This window comes from Bifidobacterium scaligerum (genome assembly GCF_002802865.1).
In the GTDB taxonomy this organism is placed as follows: domain Bacteria; phylum Actinomycetota; class Actinomycetes; order Actinomycetales; family Bifidobacteriaceae; genus Bifidobacterium; species Bifidobacterium scaligerum.
Genome location: NZ_PGLQ01000003.1, coordinates 205736 through 231404 on the forward strand (window position 1 = coordinate 205736; position 25669 = coordinate 231404).

At 61.1% G+C, this 25669-nt stretch carries 17 protein-coding genes, 1 tRNA gene and 1 pseudogene; 10 read left to right on the forward strand and 9 right to left on the reverse strand.

The genetic code is table 11. The features are described from left to right. The first annotated feature begins 189 nt into the window (after positions 1-189). On the forward strand, positions 190-1380 hold the full coding sequence (locus tag CUU80_RS06725; RefSeq protein WP_100496545.1) for a pyridoxal phosphate-dependent aminotransferase: 1191 nt from the start codon (positions 190-192) through the stop codon (positions 1378-1380). 271 nt (positions 1381-1651) lie between these two features. Here the strand turns inward: CUU80_RS06725 and CUU80_RS06730 are convergent, their stop codons facing one another. Further along, positions 1652-2893 (reverse strand): putative ABC transporter permease, encoded by a 1242-nt coding sequence (locus CUU80_RS06730; RefSeq protein WP_100496546.1) that lies wholly within the window; start codon positions 2891-2893, stop codon positions 1652-1654. 253 nt (positions 2894-3146) lie between these two features. On the opposite strand from CUU80_RS06730, the gene CUU80_RS06735 reads away from it, so the two are divergent. The 5 genes and pseudogenes from CUU80_RS06735 to CUU80_RS06755 all read left to right on the forward strand — a co-directional run bounded on the left by CUU80_RS06735 (position 3147) and on the right by CUU80_RS06755 (position 11362). Beyond that, complete coding sequence (locus CUU80_RS06735) at positions 3147-4826, forward strand: beta strand repeat-containing protein (protein WP_243388680.1); 1680 nt, start codon at positions 3147-3149, stop codon at positions 4824-4826. A gap of 89 nt (positions 4827-4915) precedes the next feature. After that, positions 4916-5587: a hypothetical protein gene (locus CUU80_RS06740; protein ID WP_100496547.1), complete on the forward strand. Its 672-nt coding sequence runs from the start codon at positions 4916-4918 to the stop codon at positions 5585-5587. Positions 5588-5746: 159 nt separating this feature from the next. Further along, positions 5747-8258, forward strand: a pseudogene (locus CUU80_RS06745) (YhgE/Pip family protein); the annotation flags it as partial. Between the two features lie 184 nt (positions 8259-8442). Beyond that, positions 8443-10605: a YhgE/Pip domain-containing protein gene (locus tag CUU80_RS06750; RefSeq protein ID WP_100496548.1), complete on the forward strand. Its 2163-nt coding sequence runs from the start codon at positions 8443-8445 to the stop codon at positions 10603-10605. 229 nt (positions 10606-10834) lie between these two features. Then, positions 10835-11362 (forward strand): TetR/AcrR family transcriptional regulator, encoded by a 528-nt coding sequence (locus CUU80_RS06755; RefSeq protein WP_100496611.1) that lies wholly within the window; start codon positions 10835-10837, stop codon positions 11360-11362. Positions 11363-11476: 114 nt separating this feature from the next. On the opposite strand, the gene CUU80_RS06760 is transcribed toward CUU80_RS06755, so the two are convergent. The 8 genes from CUU80_RS06760 to CUU80_RS06795 all read right to left on the reverse strand — a co-directional run bounded on the left by CUU80_RS06760 (position 11477) and on the right by CUU80_RS06795 (position 21866). After that, positions 11477-12028 (reverse strand): FMN-binding protein, encoded by a 552-nt coding sequence (locus tag CUU80_RS06760; protein WP_100496549.1) that lies wholly within the window; start codon positions 12026-12028, stop codon positions 11477-11479. Between the two features lie 53 nt (positions 12029-12081). Next, complete coding sequence (locus CUU80_RS06765; protein ID WP_100496550.1) at positions 12082-12879, reverse strand: ABC transporter ATP-binding protein; 798 nt, start codon at positions 12877-12879, stop codon at positions 12082-12084. Between the two features lie 3 nt (positions 12880-12882). Next, a complete protein-coding gene (locus tag CUU80_RS06770) occupies positions 12883-14187 on the reverse strand; it encodes an ABC transporter permease (protein ID WP_100496612.1) in 1305 nt (434 codons plus the stop codon). A gap of 1 nt (position 14188) precedes the next feature. Next, positions 14189-15562, reverse strand: coding sequence for an ABC transporter permease (locus CUU80_RS06775; protein ID WP_100496551.1), 1374 nt, complete (start codon positions 15560-15562; stop codon positions 14189-14191). 12 nt (positions 15563-15574) lie between these two features. Beyond that, complete coding sequence (locus CUU80_RS06780) at positions 15575-16846, reverse strand: Fe-S-containing protein (protein WP_100496552.1); 1272 nt, start codon at positions 16844-16846, stop codon at positions 15575-15577. Between the two features lie 138 nt (positions 16847-16984). Continuing rightward, entirely contained in the window at positions 16985-17644 is a 660-nt protein-coding gene (locus CUU80_RS06785; RefSeq protein WP_100496553.1) for an iron transporter, read from the reverse strand. A gap of 72 nt (positions 17645-17716) precedes the next feature. After that, positions 17717-19546 (reverse strand): FTR1 family iron permease, encoded by a 1830-nt coding sequence (locus tag CUU80_RS06790; RefSeq protein WP_100496554.1) that lies wholly within the window; start codon positions 19544-19546, stop codon positions 17717-17719. A gap of 226 nt (positions 19547-19772) precedes the next feature. After that, positions 19773-21866: a DUF6020 family protein gene (locus CUU80_RS06795; RefSeq protein ID WP_133119403.1), complete on the reverse strand. Its 2094-nt coding sequence runs from the start codon at positions 21864-21866 to the stop codon at positions 19773-19775. A gap of 304 nt (positions 21867-22170) precedes the next feature. On the opposite strand from CUU80_RS06795, the gene CUU80_RS06800 reads away from it, so the two are divergent. From CUU80_RS06800 to CUU80_RS06810, 4 genes are all read left to right on the forward strand, one after another. Beyond that, positions 22171-22258 (forward strand) — tRNA-Ser (locus tag CUU80_RS06800). A gap of 215 nt (positions 22259-22473) precedes the next feature. Next, positions 22474-23994 carry a tyrosine-type recombinase/integrase gene (locus tag CUU80_RS06805; RefSeq protein WP_100496556.1) on the forward strand — a complete coding sequence of 507 codons (1521 nt, stop codon included), beginning with the start codon at positions 22474-22476 and terminating at the stop codon, positions 23992-23994. Between the two features lie 34 nt (positions 23995-24028). Further along, entirely contained in the window at positions 24029-24529 is a 501-nt protein-coding gene (locus CUU80_RS10860) for a hypothetical protein (protein ID WP_207760097.1), read from the forward strand. A 90-nt stretch (positions 24530-24619) separates the two neighbouring features. After that, positions 24620-25564, forward strand: a complete 945-nt coding sequence (locus tag CUU80_RS06810) for a hypothetical protein (protein WP_100496557.1) — start codon at positions 24620-24622, stop codon at positions 25562-25564. Positions 25565-25669 lie beyond the last annotated feature (105 nt).

Genomic DNA, 25669 nt, shown 5'->3' on the forward strand with positions numbered 1-25669 from the left:
GCTCATCGTTCAAACACTGCCAGTCTATCGTCCACGTTGACGGCATGCGAGACTCGTCTTACGCCGACAGCTGACCGACCGCTGAACGGCTGCCGACGAATCGCCCCTTGGATATCCGCTGCCGCAACCCGCAGCTGAGGTGGTTGAATAGGGAGATATCGGTGTCGAACGAACGGCAAGGAGTCTTTCATGATCAATGAGGCATATAAGGCGATGCTGGGCGGCAAGTCCGTCATCCGCGAATTGAGCGAATACGCCACCGCCCGAGGCAAGGAAATCGGCTACGACAATGTGTTCGACTATTCCCTCGGCAATCCGAGCGTGCCGGCCCCGCCCGACTTCGCCAGAACCATGGTCGACCTGTATACGAACGGCGATCCGGTCGCCATCCACGGCTACTCCCCCTCGCTTGGCATCCCGTCGGTCAAGGAGGCCATCGCCGATTCGCTCAATCGTCGATTCGGCACCGCCTACACCGGCAACCACATCTTCCCGACCACGGGTGCCGCCGGCGCACTGGCCCACGCGATGCGCGCAGTGACCAAGCCGGGCGACGAAATCATCACCTTTGCCCCCTTCTTCCCTGAGTACATGCCGTACGTGAACGGCACAGGCGCGCATCTGACCGTGATTCCCGCGGACACGGCGAACTTCCAGATCAACTTCGAGGCATTTGAAGCGGCGCTCAACCCGAACGTGCAGGCCGTGCTGATCAATACGCCGAACAACCCCTCCGGTGCCGTCTACTCGGCCGAGACGCTGACCAAACTTGCCGCCCTGCTCACCGCCAAGCAGACCGAATACGGTCATGACATCTTCCTGATCAGCGACGAACCATACCGCGAAATCGTCTTCGACGGCAACACTCAGCCATATCCGGCGAACTTCTACGCGAATACGCTCACCTGCTACTCATGGTCGAAGTCGCTGTCCCTGCCCGGCGAGCGCATCGGCTACGTGGCGGTGAATCCGGCGGCCACCGACGCCGATCTGCTGGAGCCGATCATGGGGCAGATTTCCCGCGGCACCGGACACAACTGCCCGCCGAGCTCGATTCAACTGGGCGTAGCGAAGGTACTTGATGAGACCAGCGACCTCTCCGTTTACGAGACGAACATGAACCTGCTGTACGACGCCCTCACGTCCATCGGATTCGACGTGGTACGCCCCGGCGGCACGTTCTACATCTTCCCGAAGGCCTTGGAGGAGGACGCGACCGCGTTCTGCCTCAAGGCGAAGGAATACGACCTGATTCTGGTGCCGTCCGAAAGCTTCGGCGTTCCCGGATACTTCCGTATGGCGTACTGCATCGACACGGAGAAGGTCAAGCGCTCGATTCCGGCGCTCGAAAAGTTCGCACACGAACAGTACGGACTGTAATCGTCGGCTGGCGATCCGTACAGCGAGCTGTGATCGCCGACTGGCGATCTGCGCAGCGGACTGTGATCGCCGGCCGATTCGCTGTTGCCGTCGGGGTGCGGCGTATGCGACGCCCGACACGCTCAAGGCCGCTCGGCCTCGCTTCGGTGCATGCTCGCAAAGCGTAGCATGCACCTGCGCTGCTTACGGTCGGGCATCGCATACGCCGCACCCCGACGTTCCGTTCCTTGCTGAGGTTATCGGAATCAGGCTACGACAGAGCCAATAGAAACTACATGCGGCCGGCCTTGGACGGGTCGATAGTCATGGTCTGGAACCGATCGGCCATGGTCGAGTCGCCGAAGTGCTCGGCGAACCACATGGCCACCGGCGAATCCGGTATTTGTCCGGCCATGCGCCCGTACCAGCAGTCCAGCGCCATCAGTGTGAAGACAATGTCAACCACCATGAGCACGGCACATGCTGCGGTCAGCGAATACCGTACTTTCCACGGAATCCGATTGATAAGCGCGAGCATGCGTGGCAGCAGGAACCTCACCCATACCACGCCGATGAGCCCCCAGAAGAACATGTACTTGCCGGACGTGCGCCCGTCGATAGACAGCCACTGGCCGGTGTAATCCCATGCGGTGATGCCGAACGCCACTTCCATGAACCAGCTCGTGACGTATTCGAATGCGCCGCCGATCACCGCTGAGGCGCAGAAGATCAGGAACGGATTCGATTTCCACAATCGGTTCAGGCATACGGTCACCAGCACGGCACCGCAACCGTAGATCGGCGAGAACGGCCCCCACAACAATCCCGCACGGTCCTGTAGCTCACCGTGGTACAGCGCGAAATGGTAGATGGTCTCGATGATGAGACCGCCCACTGATGCGATGGTGAACAGCCAGAAAATATTGAAGAAGTCCAACGCGATATAGCCTTTGCCGCTCTGGTCGCGCCCGAGCATGCCGGCGGCCAGCGCGGATTCATAATCGTCGCGTTCGTCCATTCTGCGCAACGCCCATTGCAGTCGGCGTTCTTCACGCAGCGCCGGATCCGCGGTGACCGAAATCACGATAAGGATGATCATCTGGATGCCGGGCAGAAGAATGTTCCAGCTCAGTCCTTCCAACGCCAACGACAGCATACCGTCGGCCAGAGTGAGCGGCATGAGCACGTACGCCCAGCGCGCGGCATATCGACGTCGGTTGCGTAGCAGCAGAACGCCGAAAATCGTCAAGCAGACAGCGTTGACGATCAGCACCACCGCATGAAGCGCCGTAAGCATGAATGTCAGGCTCAGCGCATCCACATGTACACGGCCGGCCGCGATCTCACGGACCGCATAGATGCAGGAGAGCACCAGAATGGGTAGCGTGGATATGCCGTCGAGTACGACCAGCACGCCGTAGACGCGCGCCAGTATCGGAAGACGCTGCGCATCCACGTCCGATTGGGTATCGTCCAGTTCGGCAGCAGCCAGGTCCGCCGCGACAGCCGATTCCATCGATTGCGCTTTCCTCATGGCTCACCTTCCTCACGTCACAGCCGGTTCGGCATGTCTTTCTTTATAGCATTATCGGCACTGTCCGAGCGCCGCAGCGCTTTCAGGAAACGTCCAAGAACCACTCAGAAACCCTTGCCGCAGATTACAGCCGTCCTTTCGCCTGGCTAAAGGCAACGTTACGCAAGCGGCGGTGTACTTGAATCATCACAGCGCAACACAATTCCACCGCAAGCGCGGAAAGCTGTTGACGCAATAATGAAAGGAAACAATCATGACCAATGCGATTTCGTCCGGCAAGCGGCGGACGTCCGCACGCGGCCCGCATACCGTCAAGAACGCCGATCACCTGGCAGACCGTAACGACCGCTCGGCCACAGCCCGTCGGTTCGCGCAACTGCCACTGGGCAAGGCAGCAGCGGCAGCGGCAGCGATCTCCCTGATCACCGGATTCGGCTACGGCATGGCCGGAGCGGCGCTCGCCGGCACGCTCGGCTGGGGCTCCAGCTCCAACGTCAACAACGCCACCGTGCAAGGTCAGCCGGGAGGCGGCGGTGCCGACACCATGAGCTACGACTACACCGGCACTTACTCCGGCGCGCTCACCGCCGACGGCAAAGAGGTCACTTCCGACGGAGAAACCACCGAAGCCAGCAAATCCGACCAGAATGTGGCATTGGCACAGAACGGCGGCACGCTGACCATCACCAACGGCACGTTGAACAAATCCGGTGACTCGGACAACGCCGACAACAACAACTTCTACGGCACCAACTCCGTGGCGCTTACGGTCGGCGAGGAATCGAAAACCATCATCTCCGATTCCTCGCTCAGCGCCTCCAGCTCCGGCTCGAACGCTATTTTTGCCACCGATTCAGGCACCGTGCTGGCCAACAACGTGACCATCAACACCACGGCCGACAATTCACGCGGCCTTGACGCCACCTATGGCGGCACGATTCTGGCGAGCGCCGTCAACGCCTCCACCAAGGGCGACCATTCGGCCACCATCGCCACCGATCGCGGCGGCGGCTCGATCTCCGTCACCGATTCCCAGCTCGCCACCGCCGGCTCCGGCTCACCGCTGTTGTATTCGACCGGCAACGTGCAGGTTTCCGGCGTCACCGGCACCGCCACCGGCTCGCAGATCGCCGGCATGGAGGGTCTGAACACCATCCTGATCAAGGATTCGGAGCTGACCAGCACCATCACCGACAAAACGGCCAGCGACCCGATCGCCAACGGTGTGATTATCTACCAGTCCACTTCAGGCGACGCCGAATCCACAACCGGCGAACACGCGACCTTCCAGGCCGCCGACTCCACACTGAAGTCCTCCATCCAGTCCGGTTCGATGTTCTACTTCACGAACACCACCGCGGACGTGGTCCTGTCGAACACCACGCTTGATTTCGACTCATCCAAGGCGGCGCTGATCACGGCCGCCGGCAACGACTCGAACAACTGGGGCTCGGCTGGCTCCAACGGCGCGACCGTCGTATTCACCGGCCGCAACCAGACGCTGACCGGTACGGTAAGCGCCGATACGATCTCGTCCGTCACGCTGAACCTGCTGGAAGGCTCGACTTGGACCGGCAGCGCGTCGATCACCAAGAACGCGAACGCCACTGATTCGTCCACCACCGATGCGCCGATCACGGTGAACGTCGACGGCACTTCAACGTGGGTGGTCAGCGAAGATACGACCGTGTCTGCGCTGAACGTCGCGTCCGGCGGCAAGGTGGTTGACGCCGACGGCAACACCGTGACCATCGTGGCCGGCGGCACAACCGTCGTCAAGGGCACCGGGTCCGTCACCGTGACCGTTACCGGTGATTACGGTACGTCACTGCCCGATTCGGCCACCGGCGATGACATCACGCTCAGCGACGATCTCATCGATCGCTCCGATTTCGATACGCAGTTCGGCACCTCCACCACGTGGAGCATGTAGGACCGCGACGAATCATCTGCTTTCCCTATTTACAACCACAACACTTCGATTCCATCCCACGGATTCACGACTTTTCGAAAGGACCGATCATGAGCAACAACGACACCACCAATGTCTTCCCGCAGCCGACCACCGATCAGCAGAAAGCCAGCGAGGCGGCCACCACCGCACTGCCGACGACGGGCGCCAACGCTGAAACCGCCTTCGCTTCCACCACACAGAACGGTTACACGCAGACCAGCAATGGCTACACCGGTCAGAACGCAAACACAGGCAACCCGGCATGGACCGCGCCGACGGGGCCGGCCACCCCTGTGCCACCTGCACACAATGCGGCATTCGGCACCTCACACATCCCAGACGCACCGCACGGCCCGGAAGCGGCGGCACGCACCTTCTCCGGTAAGGCGATTGCACTGCTGGTAGGCATCAGCTTGGCCTGCGGCCTGGTGGGAGGCCTCGGCGGCGGCGTGCTGTATGGAGCCATCGCCGGCAACGGCGGTTCATCCAGCCAGCAGCAGATGCAGATGCCCGGCGGCTCCAGCCAGGGCGGGCAGAGCGGCCAAGGCGGCATGGGCGGCGGCCAAGGCGGCAACAGCCAGAACGGCGGGGCGCCAAGCCTGCCCGGTTCCGACAATCAGGAATCCGATGGCGATTCCTCCGGCTCCAATTCCGGCAACTCCGGCTCCAGCTCCGGTAGCACCTCCGGCTCCGCCGACTCCTCCAGTCAGCAGAACGCCTCCGGCACTATCGCCAGCTGAGCGTAACGAAGCACCAAAACTAGACAACACGTCCAGCGGCGCACCATTGCACCACTCATCTCCCAACAAGGTATTACGCTACGTTCTCCGTAGCGCTACGCTAAACGTAGCGCTACGGAGAACGTAGCTTTTTGTAAACCAGCCAATCGGGGGTATTGAGTGCGCAACATCGCAAAGGTCCTCAAGCGCGACTTCCTGCGCCTGTTCAGGGTGCCGACCGCCTGGGTGATTCTCTTCGGCATGGTATTCATCCCACCGCTGTACTCGTGGTACAACATCGTGGGCTTCTGGAACCCGTACGGCAATACCGGCGGCATCACCGTGGCTATCGCCAACAACGACACCGGCACCGACAACGAACTGATCGGCAAGCAGAACCTCGGCAATCAGATCGTCGACCAGATGAAGCAGAACACCCAGCTGGGCTGGACCTTCGTCGATCAAGACGAAGCGATGGATATGGTGAAATCCGGCGAGGCATACGCCGCCATCATCATCCCGAAAGACTTCTCCGACAACCTCGCCGGCGTCGTGACCGGCGGCGAGGACCGTCCCACACTGGAGTACTACGTCAACGAAAAAGCCAACGCCGTAGCCCCGAAAGTCACCGACGTTGGCGCCTCCACGCTGGACCGCACAGTCAACTCCACGTTCGTTTCCACCGTTTCCAAAGTACTGACGAACGTCATCAACGAAACCGGCGACAAGGTCATCGGACGTACCGATCAGGCCAAAGCCAAAACCGTAGCCGCACTGGACGAAGCGTCCGACGACATCCAATCCACCCGCCAAGCCATCAGCAAGCTCAACGACAAACTGGACGACACCCCGTCGAAAACGCGCACCGCACGGCAGGCGCTTGACGAAGCACGCCAGCTCGGCATCGACGTGGCACTGGGCCTGTCCGGCACCTCCCAGCTCATCGGCACCACACAGACCAGCGTGACCAGCTTCATCACCAACACGTCCGGCACCATCGACCAAGGCTCCAGCCTGCTCAGCCAAGCCGTGAACAAAGCCGACCAAAGCGTGGGTACGGTGACAGGAGCCATCAACTCAGCCAACCAGCGAGTCAACGGACTCATCGGCACCGCCATGGACATCAACGACGCAAACGCCGAAATCATCACACAGCTGGGTAGCCTGCCGAACGCCGATCAGGAGCCGCTGAAGTCGGCCATCGCCAAGCTCTCGCATCGCAACAGCCAACTATCGAGCACACTGACCAACCTGAACACGCTCAACACCTCCATCGGCAGCGCAGCCACCGATACGCAGGGGTTGGCCGACAACCTCAACAGTTCCACGCAAACCACCATCACCGCTGTGGGCGACGCCCGCAAAACGCTGGTTTCCGGAGCACTGCCGCAACTCAACAACGGTTTGAGCACGCTGAGTTCCACCGCTAACGCGTTGTCGAACGGCCTGACTTCGCAAACCTCGCTGATCGACCAGTCGAAGCAGGCGCTCAACCAGCTCGACGAAGCCGCCTCCTCCACGAAAACCGCGCTGTCCGACACCGACAAGGCGTTGGCCAGTGTGCAAGACAAACTCGCCACTCTGTCCACAGACATCAAGGCCCTTTCCGTATCCAGCACCCTGAGCGCGCTGATGGACACAGACGGCAAGCTGGATGCGGCCAAGATCTCCGACTTCATGCTCTCCCCCACCGTGATCAGCGAGAAGACGCTGTACCCGGTGAGCTCATACGGCTCCGGCATGGCACCGCTGTTCACCGCGCTGGCACTATGGGTGGGCGCATTCGTGCTGGTGGTGATTCCGAAAATCGAAACCGATGACGAAGGCATCGAGGGGCTCACCCCCACGCAAGGGTATCTGGGACGTCTCGCGCTGCTTTCCACGCTGGCCGCCACACAGGGTCTGGTCACCGGCATCGGCAACCTGATTCTGGGTATGCAGTGCGTGAACATCCCCGTGTTCCTGCTCACCTGCATCATCACTTCGCTGGTGTATATGGCATTCATTTTCGCGATGGCCACCACGTTCATGCATGTGGGCAAAGGCCTGTGCGTGGCGCTGGTGATCCTGCAGGTGCCGGGCGCCTCCGGCCTGTACCCGATCGAGATGATGCCCGGATTCTTCCGCGTCATCTACCCGCTGCTGCCGTTCACCTATTCGATCGACGCGATGCGCGAGGCCATCGCCGGATTCTACGACGGCAACTGGTTCCACTACATCGGCAAGCTGCTGATCTTCGCGGTGCTTGCCTTCCTGCTGGGACTGGTGGCCCGACCGCGTCTCGCGAACCTCAACCGATTGTTCGCACGCGAGATCGAGGAAAGCGACATCATTATCGGCGAGCAGGTGCATCTGCCGGGCAACGAATACCGCATCACGCAGGCGATCGCCGCGCTGGCCAACCATGAGGACTACCGCCGTGGCATCGAACGTCGCGCCGCCAGCTTCCAGCGCCGCTATCCGCAGTTGCTGACCGGCGCGCTCATCGCCGGATTCGTGGTGCCCGCCGCGCTGATCATCGTCTTCTCGCTGACCACCAGTGAAAAGATCGTGGTCATGGCCACCTGGCTGGCTTGGGTGGTGATCATCATCGGATTCCTGATGGTCGTGGAATTCATGCGTGATTCGATCCGCCGTCAGACCGAGCTCGGCAATCTGTCCGACGAATCGATTCGCTCGCTGATCTACGGTCGCAGGGGCGCCGCTGCGCATGCCGGCACCCACACTGCGGCCCACAACACGGACGGTGGTGCGGGTGGTGCCGCTGGTGCCACCGTCGCCGCCGACACCACCGTTGACGCCCCAAGCGCCGACGACACCCCAACCATACGATTCATGACCGGTCTGTTCGACACCAAGGAAGGCAAGCACGCACGATGAAAACAATCTGGAAGCTGTTCATCGGCGACGTCAAGCGCATCACCAGCAATGTGGTCTCCATCATCATCGTGATCGGATTGGTGATGATTCCCGGCCTGTTCACCTGGTTCAACGTGGCCGCCTGTTGGGATCCGTTCTCCAACATGAAGAACCTGAAGTTCGCCGTGGCGAACGTGGATGACGGGTACAAATCCGATCTGGTGCCGATCAAGATCACCGTGGGCGATCAGGTGGTCAACGCCCTGCGCGCCAACAGTCAGCTCGACTGGACCATCACCACCAAGACGGACGCCATCGAAGGCGCGAAATCCGGCAAATACTATGCGGCCATCGTCATCCCGAAGTCGTTCAGCAAGGACATGATGACCTTCTTCTCTGACGATGCCCATAACGCCAAACTCACGTATTACCGCAACGAGAAGAAGAACGCGCTGGCACCGAACCTGCTCAACGAGGGCGCGGACGAAGTGGCGGCCGAAATTAACACCACCTTCGCCCAGACCATCACCTCTTCGGCGTTGGAAATCGCCTCCTCGCTGGCCGACCAGCTGGAGAAGCCCGAAGCGAAAGACAAACTGGTCAGTTTCAACAGCAACATCGCCGATTTCGCCACCCGCCTGACGGACACGGCCGACATGCTCGGCGCCTACGGTTCGCTCACCCAATCCGCCCAACTCCTGCTGGACACCTCGAACAGTCTCATCGATCAGGCATCCGTTTCGGCCAAACGGGCGAACACAGACCTGTCCGGTGCCAAAAGCGGCGTGGACTCGGTGGCCGGAGCGCTGAAAACCACCACCTCCACGATGAATCAGGCGCTCAGCAGCAGCGCCGACAGCTTCGACGCCGTGGCGACCTCCATCGATTCGCTGTACAGCGACGCCGATTCCGGAGCCAATTCCGTGGCGAGCGAGCTGGATTCGCAGGCGGCGAATGTAGGCGAACAGATCTCGTATTACAACGAGATCCGCACCACCATGGCTTCGATCCTGGGCGAGGATTCATTAACCGTACGCATGCTGGACCGCTCCATCGCGCGGCAAACCGCGTTGCAGAACGCATTGACCTCAGCGGCGAACGATGTACGCACCGGCAATCAGAAGGCGCAGGGGCAGCATGACGAGGTCAAGCAGCTGGCCACCCAAGCCAAAGACAGCATCACCGGCATACAGTCGGACTTCACGAACAATGTCCAGCCGCAGATCGAATCGCTGTCAGCTTCGGTCTCGGACGCCGCCACGCTGCTCAGCTCCAATTCCGATCAGCTCAAGACCTCGATGGACGAGCTGAAGGCTTCCTCGTCCGACGCCTCCGCGATGCTCTCCGACGCCCGCACCACACTGAGCAAGGTATCGTCCAAACTGCGCAGCGCCTCTACGGAGCTGTCCACGTTCAACGCCAAGCTCGGTGCGGCGTTGAACACCGGAGATATGAGCATGGTGAAGGATCTGCTCAGTTCCGATCCTGAAACGTTGGCGGCCACACTGGCGGCACCGGTGCAACTCAAGCGCAAGGCCGTGTTCCCGGTGGCCAACTTCGGCTCTTCGATGGCACCGTTCTATACGCTGATTCCGTTGTGGGTGGGCTCGCTGCTCATGGTGGTCACCCTGAAGACCACGGTTTCGCGCAGGATTCGACGCGAACTGGGAGATCCCAGACCCCACCAGCTGTATCTCGGCCATTACGGGGTGTTCGCATTGATCGCACTGATACAGGCCACAGTGTCGCTGGGCGGCGATCTGCTGTTCCTCGACGTGCAAGCCGTGCACCCGATGCTGTTCATGCTTTCCGGCTGGCTTTCGGCGCTATTGTTCTCGCTGTTCATGTACACGATGGTGGTGAGCTTCGGCAATGTGGGCAAGGCGATTGGTGTGCTGATGCTGATCGTGCAGATCACGGGCGCGAACGCCGCATACCCGGTGCAGATGCTGCCCGATTTCATCGCGAAGATTTCGCCGGTGCTGCCGTTGACCCATTCAGTGACGATGATGCGCGCCGCCATCGCCGGCATCTACAACCTGGATTATTGGAAGGCCGCCGGCTGGCTGGTGGCGTTCATTCCGCCGCTGCTGTTGCTGGGATTGCTGCTGAGGAAGCCGCTGGTGCGTTTCAACCAGTGGTATGTGGCCAAGGTGGAAAGCACAAAGGTGTTGAGCTGAGGGGTTTCACCCATTGCCCACATATATACCGCCGAAACCTACAACGGCCTGCATCGGCCTACAGCGGCCCAAAGCAGCAGCCCACAACAATGAGAGAAGAAGCATGATGACAACAACAATCGAGGACATCCCAGCTGTCGATACAGCCGGTGCCGATGCCGCCGCATCCGACAAATCGTCCGCCTCGCCGCGCGGCGAGCGCCGACGGGTGGCGACTGACCGCAAGCTGATGAAGGCCACGCTGCAGGTGGCGGTGGAGCGCGGCATCAGCGGCGTGACCATCGAGGAGGTGGCCCGCCGCTCCGGCGTGGCCAAAACCACCATCTACCGCCGTTACCGCAACGCCAACGAGCTGATACGCGGAATTCGCGCCATGTATGTGGCCGACGGGGATATGATCGAGCCGTTAAGCCCCACCAAAGAGCATTTCGCACAGATGCTGCGCTGCATCCTCGATTGGGTGGCCGACAACGATATCGACGTAGACAGTGTGGGCATCGTGCTGTCCAGTGATGCGGAATTCTTCCGGCATATCGTGGATCAGGTCATTACGCCATGGCTCAGTCGGCTGCACGATTTTCTGGAGTCCGGCATGGCTCAGGGTTTGTTCCGGCGCGGTCTTGACGAGCGGCTCTTGTTGTCCACTATTCTCGGTTCGCTGGTGGCTGTCGAAGCCATTGAGAATCGGTCGGCCACCGCCGACAGCTCTTGGCCGGAGCGTCTGACCGACCTGCTGTGGCCAGCCCTGTTGGCATAGAGGAAAGCCGGTTGTCGCTACCCTACCGACAACCGGCTTTCTCGTTTGCAATGGGCTGATTCCCGGCTAGCAAGAAAAGGCACCTACCGCATCACAAGCATCACTAGGAGACCGCTATTCCTGAATGGAAGCTTCCTGTCGAGCCACTTCAAGGGCCTTGTTGAACGCTTCGGAGGTCCAGCTGGCACCGGCCACCTTGTCTACCTTGAGGTCTTTCAGAGGCTTGCCGTCCACTACGCCGTTGATGGCCTTGGCGAAGGCGTCCTGATGGTTCTTGGAGATGGTGGTGAACGGGTGGCCGACGATCTCCACGTTTTCGACGTTCTGGTCCTTGACGGTCACATGAACGTCGATGGTGTCTTCGCCCACCGGCCCGTACTGGCCATTGACCGAGTAGGTGCCATCGGCATAGTTGCCAGTGTCTTTCTTGTCGCTCGTCGTGCTGGACGTATCCGCCTTGTCCGAAGAGTCAGAGGAAGAACCGGATGAGCCGCCCGACTCCGACTGCTGTTCTTGGGATTGGGCGGTTTCGCCGGAATTGCCGGCGTATTCGTCGTTCATCGGCGTAGCGGTGGGCTCCCCGCAGCCGGACAGCAGCGCGCCGGCGACCACCAGACCGGCGGCGGCAAGCGTGGCGGATTTCTTCAATGCCTGTGTGTCAGTCATGTCTTCTCCTTGGATCCCGAATCTCATGTCACCACGATAGGCCGAGATCCGTTTTACTCCTCGCCACCTGTTTTGGCGGCCTTGGTGGGATCGTCGAAGCCGATCGGCACGTCTCCGGACTGTGCGCCTTCAGCGGTGGAACCGGTGGATGCGGGACGTCCGCCGGCGGCCTCATACGCCTTACGCGCTTCCTCGTCGTTCCACTTCTCTCCCACGAGCACGCCATGGTTGAGCATGATCTCGCGCTGGGCGCAGCTTGCCACCAGCGCGTCATGCGTGACCACGATAATCGTGGTGCCTTGCTCGTGCAGCTGGCGGAACAGATCGAGCACGATCTTCTCGTTTTTCTCATCCAAGTTGCCGGTGGGCTCATCGGCCAGAATCAGCTTCGGGCAGTTGATCAGCGCACGGGCGATGCATACACGCTGCTGTTCGCCGCCCGAAAGCTGTCCGGGCAGATGATGCGCGCGCTCCTTCAATCCCACGCGGTCGAGTGCAGCCAGCGCTTCCTTCTCGTCCACGACGGAATGGTAGTACTGCGCGACCATCACGTTCTCCACAGCCGTCAGATGCGGTACGAGATAGAACTTCTGGAACACCAGACCGATCATGTTCTTACGCACGTCGGCGAGCTGGGCTGCATTCAGGTCCTCCAGGCGACGGCCTTCAAGGGTCACCGAACCTTTGGACGGCGTATCCATGCAGCCGATCATGTTCATCAGCGTGGTTTTGCCGGAGCCGGAGGAACCCACGATGGCGAGCCACTGCCCTTCCGGCACGGTGAGGCTCAGATCGTCCACGGCATGCAGATCGCCGTAGATCTTGGAAATATGGTCGAGTTCAAGCTGCATGGGTTACTCCTCCCTCAGCACGATGGCGGGATCGATACGGGTGGCGCGTCGAACCGGCGGAATCGACGCGATGATGGCAAGCACGACGGACAGCAGCACCGAGGCCACGCCGAGCGCCCAACTAAAGTCAAGCGTGCGTTCAAACACTTGGGCGCACAGCACACGGGCCAGCGCATAGCCGAGCCCCATGCCGATCAGACCGCCCAACAGGCCGTAGAGCGCGGATTCCACGAAGAATTCCGCCGCCACGGACAGCGACGAGGCACCGAGCGCCTTCCTCAGGCCGATCTCGTTGCGACGCTGGGAGACGATCGAGGCCATCGTGGTGGAAACGCCCACCAGCGTCAGCACGAGGACCACCAGCGAGACGATCCAGAACAGGGTTTTGAGCATGGTGATGATGCGCTGGTTCGATGCGGTCATTTTGGTGACCTGCTGCGCCTGATAGGTGACAGCATCCGCCGCGCCGGTCGAGCCGGTCGAGCCAGCCGAAGCCGCAGCGCCCTGCTTATTCAGCTTGCTCACCAAACCGCTCAGCTGGTCCTCGCTGGCCTCGGACGAGAACTCGATGACGTCCGGCCCGCGCTTGCCGGCCAGCGTGGTCAGATCCGAACCGACCGCATACACGATTTCGTCTTCGGAGCCACCGGTGTCCACAATGCCGGCGACCTGGAACTTGGTGCCGGAGGTGTCGAGAATATCGGTGGAGACGCGGCCGTCTCGGGTCTGCTGCCCGGTTTCGCCGGCGGCTTTATCTTCGGAAGAGCCGCTCGCCGCCGAACCACTCGAAGCCCCAGCTCCCCCGGCAACGTCGCCGTTGGGCTGCCCGGAATCCTCGCCACGATAGCCGATCGTAACGGTCGAGCCGATGCTCACGCCGAGCGCGTCGGCCACGTCACGGCCGACCAGCACGCGGCCTTCGCTCGGCCAGGAGCCGTCCACATTCCAGTGGCGATTCAGGTTGCGCACCTCGTTCACGTCAATGCCAGCCATAACGTAGGGGGCCGAGTTGATGCGCACCGACTCGTACCGGTAGGCGGCGGCCTTCGCGTCGGCCACGCCGGTCACGGTCGATTCGATGGTCGACACGGTCTCGTCCGACATGCCACCGGTGGCGGTGACGATGAGATTGGCACCGTACGAACGCAGTTCCTCGTTCATCTGCTGCGGCACGGCAATCGAAATGGCGGCCAGGCAGAACAGCGTCATCGCGCCGACCATCGAGGCGATAACGGCCATGATCGCGCGCGAACGGCGGCGGAACACCGCGCCCACAATCATCGCCCAGAACATCTTGCGATTGGTCATATCAGCGGCCATGAAGCACCTCCGCAGGGCGAAGCTTAAGAATCGAACGAATCGAAGAAACCGATGCCAGCAGCACGGTCAGCGTGAGCAGCACGAACACGAGCACGAACACCATCGGACGCATCGTGATGCCCGAACCGAACACCACCTGCCCCACGATCTGCGCCACACCCGAGCCGAGGCCCGCGCCCACGATCGCACCGGCAAGCGAAATCACGGCGGTTTCGGCGAGCATCAGTCGGCTCACCGCACCATCCGTAGCACCGATGGCCTTGAGCAGCGCCAGTTCGGCGGATCGTTCGCCGATCGAAGCGGCCATCAGATTGGCCACGGCGATCGCGGCGGCGACCAGCGAAAGAACCGTCATCACAATCATCACCGCACGGGTTTTGTTCATCACGTCACCCTGCAGGGCGGAGACCTGACGCACCTGCTTGGCCACGGCACCCGGAATGACTTCTTCGATCTGGTAGGCGATGGACGAGGCGTATGCCGTGCAGTACCAGGTCTCCCAATCCTCCTGGCTCAGGGCGGCCGGATTCTTGGCCGCGCGACGGGCCAGATCGTTTTCCGGCGTGGTCAGGGCCTTAACTTCGATCTTGTCGATCTTGTCCGTCAGTCCGGACAGTTCCTGCAGTTTGGAGGAGGAGACGTACATCGACGAATTTTCGTCGTCACCGGAGTCGTAGATGCCCACGATCTTGAAGTCCATGGACTTGTCTCCACGGGTCAAGGTGACCGTGCCGCCGATCTGTACGGCGGCTTCATCGTCGTGTCCGGTGTTCCTGACACCCAGCGATTTGGCGAGGTCCGTGCCGATCATGGCCTCGTTCGTATCGTCCTTGGCCCATTTTCCGGTGACTTTCCACCACGAACGCATGCCGTTGACGCCGGCGACTGTGGACTCCCCGGTTTCCAAATGCAGGGTTTTGCTGAACCATGTACCCACCACCGGCACGTTCTTTTGGGTCGGGTAGTCGGTCAGGCTCACGGACCAGCCGTTGCCTTCCGTAACCGGGTCCACGTTGGTGGCTTCGGCGTGCAGGTTGAGCTGCGGCGCGAAGTTGGTGATGTTGAACGCCCAGAAGATGGTCTTGATTTTGGCCGCGTCCGATTCGTTGAGGAATGCGGTCGGATCGGCGGTGGAGTTGCCGGCGGTGGAGTACAGATCGTTCACCACGGCGTCCGACTTGGGCTGGACGGTGATGTTCGAGCCGTATGTGGACAGCTCGGCGTTGAGCTTGTCACCCACGTCGAACACGACGCCGAGCATGGCCACGGATACGGTGGCCGACAGGCATACCGTGAGCGCGATGAGCAGACGGCGGCGCAGCTGACGGCTGAACGAGCGGAAAATCATGCGCAGGAAGAACATCGGCTCACCTCCTTACTTGAAGTTCTGACTGAGCGGATCAAGGTCCGAGGTCTGAATGGTGATCTTGCCTTGGGAGACCTTGTACGGGAACGGGATCGGGTTGCAGCCGCCCTTGAAACCGATAGTGGCCAGGTTGATGGCCACATCGCAGCGCTTGCAGATGATCTTGCCGTCCTTTTCGTAGTAGCCGGCGTCACCGCAGGTTTCGCATGCGTCCAGGCCGATGCCGTACGCGCCGCCGTTCTTCTTGATCACGATGAAACGCATGACGGTGCCGTCTTTGGCCTTGTATTCGAAGCGATGCAGGTGGCCGTCCGCGACCTGGGCAAAGGTGATCGTGGCTACGCCGTCCTTCAGCGAGTAGGCTTCCGGAGGCGTCAGTTCGGGGGTTTTGTTGGCTTCGGCGGTGCCCCAGATCAGGGAGACGCCTACCGCGGCAATGACCAGTACGCTCCAGAACGCTGTGAATTTGGAACGACGTTTGAAGGCGATATGGCTGCGTGCGATGGCTTCGTTCGCGCCGGTGCGCGGCATACGGAAGCCGGCGACGACGGAGGCGACGGCCGGAATCACGAACACGGCAGCCTGGGCGATCGCCATCTCCAGCATGTGGTTGTGGAACAGGATCAGTGTGCGGAACGCCGGGCCGTGCAGCACCAGAATCAGCATGTTCATCATCAGGGAGAACAGCTCGGTGGCGTGACGAATCAGGCCGATGATCACAACCAGCAGTGCGGCCAGCGTAAACGACCAGCGTACGGCGGTGGAGCGCAGGGTGCGGAAGATGGCCGCCACGACGACTGCCGTGCCGATGCCCAGCAGGAAGCCGAGCGCACGCAGGAGCATGTCGGAGGTGAAGGGGGAATCGCCGGGTTCCACGAAGTTGGTGAGCTGCAGAATCACGTCCGGCGTGGCATAGAACGTGGTGGTCGCGATGGCCAGCGCGGCGACGGCGTTGCCGATGTGCAAGGCCGCGCGATGGTGATGCCAGTCGCGCGTGAGTCTGCGGGCGGCTAGCACCACCACGATGGCGAGCACGTCGAAGATCACGCAGGCGATCAGGGCCGGGAGGTTCACCGTGGAGCGACGGTCCACGATGGCGGTGGCGCGAAGGCCGGCGAAGACGAACGCTCCGGCGAGGCCGGCGAGCAAGCCGTAGAGCCGCCAGTTGGCGCTGATGGGTTTGTCGCGTCCTTCTCCCACGGTGAGCAGCACGCTCATGCTCATCACCAGAAGGCAGGGTCCGAGCATTCCGGGCAGTGCCTGTATGTATTGGCCCAGCATTCGTTCTCCTTACGTGCGCCGGCAAGCCGGATATGCATGCCGGCCGCAAAACGCGATGAGGGCATTCCGCGCCTTCACGGCGGCGGAATGCCCGTTGTTATTCAATCCGATTCGTCTGCTGTGCGGCAGGCGATGGCATCACCACTGGTGGACGGTGTAATCCCAGTCGAAGGTGGCCTCAAGCGGCTCGGTCCAGAAGCGACCGGTCACGCCGGTCTCCTTGTCCACGTGCAGCATCCAGCCGTTCTCCTCCGGGGAGTGGATCTTGAAGGTCAGCGTGTACTCGCCGTCCTTGTCGAGCTTCAGGTTGGCACCGTAGTGCGGGCCGTCGGAGGCGTTCATCTCCATGAACGTACCCTCCTGCTTGTTGTTGGCGTCGTTCTTGTCCTGAATGACGTAGTCAACGGTCAGCTTCGGGATGAAGTCGCCCTCGGCGTAGCCCAGCTGGTTGTCCTTGAGAGCGTGGATATCGGCCTCAAGGTGCAGGTTGGACTCGGCGGCGGACAGGCCCATGCCGGCCGGCTCCATATCGACCGGCTGGAAGTAGACGGCGGCCACGTTCAGCGGGCCGACCTTCTGATCTTCCTTGCCGTCGGCACCCGGGATCGGGATCTCCTCGAAGCCGGCGGAATCGCCGGAGTCCGAGGAATCGGACTTGCTGGAGTCAGCGGTCTTGGAGGAGTCGGTGGACTTGGTGTCGCTGGAGGCGGAGTTGGTGTTGCCGCAAGCGGAGAGGGTGAAGGCCATGGCACCGGAGGCGATGAGGGCCAGCAGGGTAGCCAGCTTGTTCTTCTTCATAACTGTTCCTTTATCTCTATTGTTGGGTTGTTGAGTAGTCAACAAATCTTGTGTTTGGTACGCTCGGTCGGCTTATTCGCCGGACTTGGCGACGCTGCCGGCGGCGAGCGCGGCCTTGGCCTTGCGCTGCTTGACGAAGCCGACCACGAACAGGCCGATCACGGCCACGGCGGCCAGGGCCTGAGCCACCAGCGTTTCGACGTACGGATAGATGCCGAGCCAATCGTTGGTAGGCACGCCTTCCAGATACATGCCGGAGAGCGCGTCGCCTTCGATCAGCGAATGCACGCCGCCGCCCGCGAAGATCACGACCAGCACGGACATGAGGATCGAGGTGACCAGGAAGAACGGGCCGATCGGAATCTTGACGGACGTGAATCGGATGATCAGGAAGATGATCACCAGGAACACGGCCGCGGCGATGCCGCCGATCCACATGCCCTGCGAATCGCGGGTCATCGAATAGATGGACTCGTAGAAGATCACGGTTTCGGCGCCCTCGCGGAAGACGGCGAGGAAGCTCAGCAGGGCCAGCGAAATCACGGTGCCGGAGGTCGTCTTCGTAGCGTCTTCGGCATGCGTGGAGGCTGCGGCCACGGCGGCTTCGGCCTTCGTGCGAATGTAACGGTTCCAGGCTTCTACGGAACTCTTGTTGAGCATCCAGTTGCTGGTCCACAGCAGCATGGCCATGGCCACCAGCGCGCAGACGCCTTCCATGATCTCCTGCAGCGGGCCGGAACCGCCGAAGGCCACCATGAAGATCGCGGCCACCACGCCGGCACCGGCGATACCCGCCAGCACACCGATGTAGATCCACTTGACGAAGCGCTTGTTGCCGGACTTGATGAGGTAGGCGATGATGGCGGCCACCACGAGCAGTGCCTCAAGACCCTCGCGAATGAGGACCAGGAAGGCCTGACCGATGGAGCTGGTCACGAACTTGATGAAGCCGTTGACGTTGTCCGCCGCGCCGCCGTCGAGCTTGCCCGCGTCTTCGACGAGCATGGATTTGAGAGTGTCGATTTCCTGGGCTGCGGTTTTGTTGTCGCCGTCCACCATGGCGTAGCGGGCCTTCTTGAAGGTGGATTCCACCTTGGAGACGCGGTCGCCGCCGATGGCGTTCATCACGTTCTTCTCGAAGCCGAGCTTCTCGTAGTACTGGTAGTAGGCGTTGTTCACACCGTCGGCACCCTTGCGGCCGTTACCGGCCTGGGAATCCTTAAGCGCCTGATCGAGGATGGGCGTCATCTCGTTCGCCACGTCGGTCCAGGTCTTGTCTCCCTTACCGGTGTTCTTGTTGACCTTGTTGGCGTCAAGCGTCTTGCGTTCGCTTTCGGTCTTCTCGGTGCGGGCCTTGGCGTAATCGCGCGGCTTGGCGAGGTTGGCGGTGGAGTCGAGCGTGGTGCCGGATGCGGTGATGTCCGCGGTGAGCGCGGTTACGGTCGAGTCGATGTCGGCCTGATGGTCCGGCTGGTAGGCAAGGCGCGTGAGCTGCTGGAACTGCTGGAGTTGCGCGGTGTACTTATCCTGGCCGAGCGTATCGGAGACGACTTTGGAGAAGTTCGAGGCGTTCCAGGTCGAATTCTGGGCCTTGGAGAAGCCGGACGCGGCACCGGAGCGGTTGCCGTCGGCGTACTGCTTCTGGGCATCCGTGAGCTGGCCGTTAATGGCGTCGGCGATGGCGGTCCAGGTGTCGTAATCGGTGGCGCTGGACGTGCCGGAGGCCGTATCGTCGGCAAAGGCTGCGGACGGGCCGAGAGCCGCGAACGTACCGGACTGCGCAACAGTCGTGCCGGAGGCAGCCGGCGCACAGGCCAGCGCAATCACGGTAATCAACGCCAGAACCAGTGCGACAACCGACATCAGGACGCGGCGGATCACAGATGACGCGCGTGAAACCATCCTCTTCTTCTTTCCTCTCGTAAGGTTTCTTACCGTTCAGGGCACGCTAACGCGCGCGGACGAAAAACCTTCCCTAAAGATAGGAAGAAAAAAGTTGGAACAACAGTCTTGATTTTTTCGGCTCTGCGAGGTATTGAGAACGGCAAACGGCCTGCATTAAGGGCGAAAATGTCTCACCATACGGACTGCAAGCGAACCTGAGCGAGACCTGCGGGGCCTCCGGTCATCATTCGGACAGTGGCGCGGCAGGGTTCGGAGATGACGCGGCGGACTCCGGCATCCCCACGTGAGCCGAGCCGTCCGCCCGACCGGCCACAAACGGCAACGCCACGAACAGCGGCAGCGTGAAGTACACCGGAATCGGATACCAGAACAGCGCTTCCGGCGAGGCGTACAGCGAGAGCACGGTGAAGAACAGCAGTCCGTATGCGGCGAGCGCCGGGGCGACGGGATCGACGGGATGACGATCGCGACGGTTACGGTCGCCGACGGACCGGGAGGCGCCGACGGACCGGCAGATGACGTGCGGACGATCGACGTTGGCGTTATGAGGAATACTTACGTTTCGCTCGTCTCCCTTGGAGCATTCGTCGCCCGCATTGTTTCGTCTCGTACGCCGTGCCACGGCCTGTGTCAGCAACGCAAGGCCGCCGATCAGCGGAATCCATGTGACGTACAGGGCCATCGCCGTCAACGGATTGTTATTACGCACCCATTGACGCACTGATTGCAATACGTTGCATTGCCACTGCGGCCGACGCGACGTGCCCATCAGGGGTGAGAGTGCGCGTTCAGTGGCGGCGATGCGTTCGGCAGCGGCCACGTCGGCGTCTTGATCGGCGCTGCCTTGGACGGCGCTACTTTGGGCGGAGGCTTTCCCATCGTTTGGGATCCCGGCTTGTTCTTCGCCGGCTTTGCTTTCCTCTTGCGCGCCCTTTGCTTCGGCCTCTGACTTCCCGGTCGCCTCCTGTCCCGCTCTTCCCGACGGCGTTGCTTCCCCTGCACCTTGCGGCAGGAATGTGGACCACTGTTGCAGGTAGCCGGGTGTGAACAAGTAGTCGGAATCGGTGGGGTATGCGAAGTTGAGCGACGGATCCCACCACGCGCGAATCGGCCCGGCATAAGCCTTGACGTATTCAGCCGGGTGGGACAGTCCCAGTTCCGTCCACGTGCGGAGGGCCGCGAGTTTCTGCCCGACGGTCGGTGCCGGGTGCTCCCGCAGGGTGGCGAACGTCTCGTTGGTGCGGTGCGGATTGATGTCCGCCGCGGCTCGGTCGAGGTCCATGACGGCGTTCAATCGGGCGCGCTGCGGCTCAGTGATGGCGTTGGGATCATTGGGATGATCGTGCGCCACCTGGGCGACCGGCTGGGTGATAAGGCCCCAGACCTCACGGCCGGGCGACGGATTCGCGTGCGTCGCGGCGGCGGCAAGCGGCGACCAGACACCCTGAGCGAGCAGCAACGCGACGGCGAGGCATGCGAACGTGCGGAATCGCGGTTTTCCTTTTCGGCACACAGCCAACAGACCGCAGCCGGCGCACAGTACGATCACCAAAGCCGTACGTTTGGAGACGACGGCAGCGAACAGCAGAGCCACGAATGCCGCTGCGACTGGGCGACGTTCCAGAATCCGACCGCGAGTGAGGCAGATTTCAGCGAACACTACGGCGAGCGGCAGGAAAAAGACGGTGTGCAGGGAGTCCTTGCCCATCGTGGTCACCGAGCCGACCACCACATAGCTGGTGGCGAGATAGATCAAAGAGAGGCCGATGAGCCAGCGCGGGGCACCAAGTTTGCGGATATAGCAGAGCAGCAGGGCCGCACCGGAGGCGAGCGTGACGGATTGGAACGCAGTGTAAACGGCCTGACCTACGAGCGGCGAGCCGCCGCCGAACGTTTCGCCGAGTCGCCAGAACAGGCCGAATGTCAAGGTGTCGAACAGCGGATGCTGGGTGTAGTAGCGGTGGATTCCCGAAGCTTGGAGGTATTGGGCCACGGTGTCGTCACGCATGGAGCCGGGCCAGGTGAGCGCGATCCAAGGCAGCCAGCAGACGAGGAGCGCCAGGAGGTATGGGAGGAAGCGGGATTTGACGGTTTCGGACAATGCGGAGGGGTGGCGGGCGGCAAGGTAGGCGACGAGGGTGTGGCGGGTGGCGAGGGTGTGGCGGGTGCTTTGAGCACTGAGGGTGTGACGAGAGGTAAGACCGTAACGATCGGAGCGGCAATCGGCAAGACGGGCGGCAAGATGAACGATGCGGCGGGTGCTTTGGCGCGAGCGTCTTACGAGTTCGAATCTCGTATCCTCCGCTACGTTCGCCACAAACGCCACTACATTCCACATGATTTCACAGCGTAAGGCGCGTGATGATGCGCCAGGCGACGGGGCACCGAAAATTCACTGCTGCGGGATGGTCCGTTCATGTTCGGATGTTCGGATGTTCGGATGTTTCGGGCGTCCCGATACCCGAACGACCGTCTGATCCAACGTCCCGCCGCATCAGACGTTCCGCCGCGCAATTCAAGTGCGACACGCCGAAGTCATCTCAACCGTGCGCTTTTCCAAAACCTGTGGTACTTTATTCAAGTTGCCTACGGAGCTTGCTTCAAGCAAACACCGCAAGCATGGAGGATTCGCCTAGTGGTCTATGGCGCACGCTTGGAAAGCGTGTTGGTGTAACAGCCTCACGAGTTCGAATCTCGTATCCTCCGCCAGAAGGTCCCGAAAACCGTTACGAGAGAACGGTTTTCGGGCTTTTTCGTTTTGTCGGCAAAATGCCGACAAAACCGCCGACGGAATCGCGCCGGCATCATCTCCGGAAAATCCCCAAAACCCGTTCGCAGGAACGAACGAATCGGCCTTACCTTGAAACCAATGGGAACGACGACAGGGACGTCACTTCCGCAGACAATCGTTTCAGGGGAATGGCATGGGATACCAAGAGGACTACGAGATGACCATCAAGACCATGATGAGCGAGGACCCCGCCATCGTGCTCGGCTCGCCGCACGGCGAGGTGCACGTGCAGCAGCTGCGCGGCAAAGACGTGTACGTGTGCAACTGGAAACAAGTGAGCGGCGGGAAGATGCGCAGGTGCCGCGTCTACGCGCACACCAAGCGCGACGCGCTGCGCCGCAAGGTGGAACGCATCCGGGAAATCGCAATCGAGGAACACAACCCGGAACCGCAGCCGCAGACCGAGAAGACGCGGACGCGCGGCACGAAGGGCACGCGCAGCAACCCGACCGTGTCGATGTTTCTGGAGACGTGGCTCAAGGGCGACAAGAACGCCGGCGGCGACTCGAAGCGCAAGTACCGCAACAACATCGAGGCGCACGTGCTCCCGATAATCGGCAACCGCTTCGTCAAACGACTCACATCAGGCGACATCGACAACATGAAGAAGCGCTGGGACAAGGACAGCTTGGGGCACTCGGCCCAGTGGCACACGTGGACGACGCTGAACACGATGCTGAACTACGCCGTGCGCAAGAACATCATCGTGCGCAACCCGATGCTCGGCTGCGACGAGAAACCCAGGAAGGCCAATCCGACGGCGGCGCGCGACAATCTCACCATCGACAAACGCACCGACATCATGTGGGGCGTGCTGTCATGGCTCGCGAACCCGGATTGCCCGATGCACAGGCATTGGCCGTTGATACAGCTGATGCTCCTCGGCCTGCGCCGCTCCGAACTGCTGGGCTTGCCGTGCGACGTCATCGACGGGAAGAACGGCGTCCCCCAGTTCGTCATCCGCCAGCAGCTCAAGCAGAAGGAAGGCGGCGGCTGGTACGTCTGCAATCATCTGAAATCGCACCACGAGGAACGCCGCTTCCAGATGCACCACCCGTACGACGCAGCCGTGCATGAGGCCATACGGCAGCGCAACGAAATCACGGAACGACTGCGCGAACAAGGCAGGGATGATGTCTACATCGACATCATGGACGAGAACAGCAAGGAAGTCATCGGCCAGTGCCGCCTGTTGTTCGTCCGCGAGGACGGCACCAACTACACATACAACGACTACTACCAGATTTGGCACGACGTGCTGCTGGCGTTCTACCGGCGCGGCGGCGGCCATCCATCCGACAAGCTGACCCGGGACGAATACTGGCGACCGCATGCGAACCGGCATATCACGGCGTCACTGCTGCTGCGGCTGGGCGTTCCCATCGAGGTGACGCAGACCATCATCGGACACATGAGTCCGGAAATGACCGCGCACTACCAACACGTGTACGCGGCCAGCAAGGAGAACGCCACGAGCGGCCTCGGCGATTTCGTGTACGAGCAGATGAAGGCGCACACCCTGCGCAAGGACTTCACTGTTTCCAGCAGGTCGCGTCAACGTTCCGCAACGCAGTCACGCTCTGCTTCCGCAAACGCGCCGACCGCTCCGACAGGTCTCAGCGTGACGGCTTCCTCAATGGATGCGGTTTCGTAAGGTCGATGCCGGCCGATGCATAGACGGAGATGATTTGCTCTTCGTTGAGCTCGCTCATCCTGTGATGCGTCAGTATGCACCGGCCGGGATTGACGCAGAACTCGGCCGTCTCGGGTCCGAAAATGTGGATTATCGCGGGGTCTTTGGCGCTTGGCATGGCTGCTCCTTTTTCGGAATGATGTTGTCGGGAACATATCGTCGAAAAAAAAGAAAAAGCCGCTCGCGTTTTCGCTCCGCCGCCGCGCTTCATTATTGCCGCATCGCCTGCCGGCACCGGCGGGGTCGTTCTCCCGTTCCAGCGGCTCTAAGCGTATGCGGCGACCAAGAGCTGGCCCAATATCTCAGACCACGACGGCTCTCCAATGGAATGACCATGCCCCGACGCCGGATGTGCGAACCGCATTCTTGCCGTCTTTGTTGTCTTTCTGACGACGGTATGCGTGATTTGCTCACCGACACTGTCATGGCGAAAATCCCGTTCCACTGGCGTTATCGGCGTCAGGCGTTTTCTGGCCCCATCGAACATGGCATCTGATGCGCATTCTGTGATATTGGCTGGCAAGCCGTCATACATCGCGTCTGACGGCCTCGTACCACCCTCTGTACTAATGGGAAGGACATCAAAATGACCAGCACTTTGCGAGCGACCAAAGGCGACCGAAGGGTACTGGAGGCGTTGCTAAGGTTCCGTTGCCTCAGCATTCTGAGCGCCGTCCGGTTCTCCGGACTGGCATTGTCCAGTCGTTACCGGATTAGCCGACGATTACATGCCTATGCGGAACGTGGTTATGCGCGCGTCATCACCGGCCCGAGTGCGCACGTCGTGTTCACGCCAACGCCCAAACTCATCCCGCTGCTGGAATTGGAAACACCACCATTGAGAGCCGCAGATGCTTCGGCGCATGCGTTGGCCGTGTCGAGCATCGCATCGCAACTTGCGCACGGCGACAACGTGCTACACCTACCCGACGATGAATGGGAGAACATTCGCGTGCAGATGGAGGACTACGAGGCGGGATTGGTTTGCGAGGCGGACATGCGCATGGCCGAAAGCCGGTTACGCCAGTCCGGCAAACGCGACCAGGCCGTGACGCAGATGCTGCATCTTATGGATACGCAACGCGATGATGTTGCGTACCGAGCTTGGGCCGGAGGGAATCCATATCAGTCGTGGCCGTGGATTGTCATGGCGCATGGCGAAGCGTGGAATACGCGCGAGCAACGCATAGTCAGCGATGTATACGCCGAATCGGATAGTACCGTCATTGCGCTGACTGACCACAGGCCTGACTTGGTTCTTGCCCGGCCGTTCCACCAGTCCATAGCCATCGAGGTCGAGCTGACACGCAAGCCCGTAAACGACTACATCGCCACGATGGCCGGCTACACCACGCGTCAAAGCCGCGACGCCTACTCACAAGTCGTTTGGATTGCGACCAGCGAAACGACCGCGCATGCGATTCGTCGCGGCATCACGGCGACCGGCACCGAACAACTTGCGCGCGTCGTGATGGCCGATTCCAACGGCGGTCCTCTATGGGGCGGCGTCGATTTGACGACCAGAGCATGACGAATGCTCGAACATGTACCGATGCATAGGCGTTCCCTCTCAATCGGCACATGCCGTAACGACAGCCACCAAACTAAGCGGCTCTCTATATTCCCTTAAAACCAG

Coding starts and splice junctions, on each gene's coding strand:
- CUU80_RS06770 (WP_100496612.1), bottom strand. CDS start 14,187: ATGACCAATCGCAAGATGTTCTGGGCGATGATTGTGGGCGCGGTGTTC.
- CUU80_RS06775 (WP_100496551.1), bottom strand. CDS start 15,562: ATGTTCTTCCTGCGCATGATTTTCCGCTCGTTCAGCCGTCAGCTGCGC.
- CUU80_RS06750 (WP_100496548.1), top strand. CDS start 8,443: ATGAAAACAATCTGGAAGCTGTTCATCGGCGACGTCAAGCGCATCACC.
- CUU80_RS06765 (WP_100496550.1), bottom strand. CDS start 12,879: ATGCAGCTTGAACTCGACCATATTTCCAAGATCTACGGCGATCTGCAT.
- CUU80_RS06725 (WP_100496545.1), top strand. CDS start 190: ATGATCAATGAGGCATATAAGGCGATGCTGGGCGGCAAGTCCGTCATC.
- CUU80_RS06735 (WP_243388680.1), top strand. CDS start 3,147: ATGACCAATGCGATTTCGTCCGGCAAGCGGCGGACGTCCGCACGCGGC.
- CUU80_RS06790 (WP_100496554.1), bottom strand. CDS start 19,546: ATGGTTTCACGCGCGTCATCTGTGATCCGCCGCGTCCTGATGTCGGTT.
- CUU80_RS06730 (WP_100496546.1), bottom strand. CDS start 2,893: ATGAGGAAAGCGCAATCGATGGAATCGGCTGTCGCGGCGGACCTGGCT.
- CUU80_RS06810 (WP_100496557.1), top strand. CDS start 24,620: ATGACCAGCACTTTGCGAGCGACCAAAGGCGACCGAAGGGTACTGGAG.
- CUU80_RS06780 (WP_100496552.1), bottom strand. CDS start 16,846: ATGCTGGGCCAATACATACAGGCACTGCCCGGAATGCTCGGACCCTGC.
- CUU80_RS06740 (WP_100496547.1), top strand. CDS start 4,916: ATGAGCAACAACGACACCACCAATGTCTTCCCGCAGCCGACCACCGAT.
- CUU80_RS06755 (WP_100496611.1), top strand. CDS start 10,835: ATGAAGGCCACGCTGCAGGTGGCGGTGGAGCGCGGCATCAGCGGCGTG.
- CUU80_RS06805 (WP_100496556.1), top strand. CDS start 22,474: ATGGGATACCAAGAGGACTACGAGATGACCATCAAGACCATGATGAGC.
- CUU80_RS06760 (WP_100496549.1), bottom strand. CDS start 12,028: ATGACTGACACACAGGCATTGAAGAAATCCGCCACGCTTGCCGCCGCC.
- CUU80_RS06785 (WP_100496553.1), bottom strand. CDS start 17,644: ATGAAGAAGAACAAGCTGGCTACCCTGCTGGCCCTCATCGCCTCCGGT.